The sequence below is a fragment of the Flavobacterium bomense genome, assembly GCF_003970355.1.
On sequence record NZ_RYDJ01000210.1, the window covers coordinates 1 to 1,139 of the forward strand.

At 35.9% G+C, this 1,139-nt stretch carries 1 protein-coding gene; it reads right to left on the bottom strand.

What is annotated here, in order from left to right:
* Positions 1–1,139: TonB-dependent receptor family protein (locus tag EKL98_RS17760; protein ID WP_158618352.1), on the bottom strand; the 1,139-nt coding region annotated here is incomplete at both ends.

The window sequence follows — 1,139 nt, forward strand, 5'->3', positions numbered from 1 at the left end:
AATTAGTTTGTCGTAACTTATATTCAAACCCAACGCCGAAAAGAGGTTGGTTTCTAGTTATGTTTTTTTCTGAAATTGTAACGTCGTTTCCAGAAACAATATCGATTCTACCATTTGATGTAGAATTAATGTGTTCGAAACGCATACCTGGAGTAACGCTAAATTTTTCAGTGATTTTAAATTGATTTTCGGCAAATAGCGCAATATTTTTGGTTGTAAATGTCAAATCAGTTGGGTATCTATTTTCGATACTCATATCAAAATTACTTCCTGTTGTGCCAACACCTTTTTGAAACCGTTCAGTGTTTGCTTTATACAAACGCACACCAAAAGCAAGGTTTTGAGTAGTTTTGCCAAGTTTGTAGCGGTATAAATTTCGATTTTCTATACCTAAATTTTTATAAATATCACTATCTACTCGACGTTTGGCATATTGATTTGTTGTAGTGCTTATTGCATCGACAACATTTGGACCATTTGTAAAACCAACGCTATTTCTTTCACCAATAAGTCCAAAGGCTTTTACAGAGACATCAAAATTAGCATTTACTTTGGTATCGAAATTCAAAGAAAAAATGTTCCAAGGCACTCCAAACCAATTGCGCTCTCTAAATGATTGTCGTGAATTAGATCTAAATTGATCATCGGTCAAACCACCCGGTTGTTGCATATTATAATTTGAATTGGTGTATTCCGCAGCAATTTTTGTTTTGTCAGAAAAACGATATTCCACAAAGGCGTGCGTGTTTCTCGCTGTGAATCTGTTATTTTCACGCCAGCCATCAGCGCTTCTCGAATGATTGTAAACATAGTAAGAGAATTTTTTATATTTTCCACCAATAGCGTTGAAAGAACTTACTAATCCAAAACTGCCGACAGTGTTCTGGGTTTCAAAAGAAAAAGGTTTTTCTTTTTCTCTTTTTAGTACATAGTTGAGCATTCCTCCAAATTGCGGTCCAAATTGTAAAGAAGCGCCGCCACGAACCATTTGAATTGTTTCAACCGCTTCAAGAGGTGGATTGTAATACGCCTCGGGATAGCCAAATACATCTGCAGAAATGTCTACTCCGTTCTGACGCGTATTTAATTCCCAGCTTCTATTAGGGCTTAAACCTCTTACACCCACATTAATTTGTAAA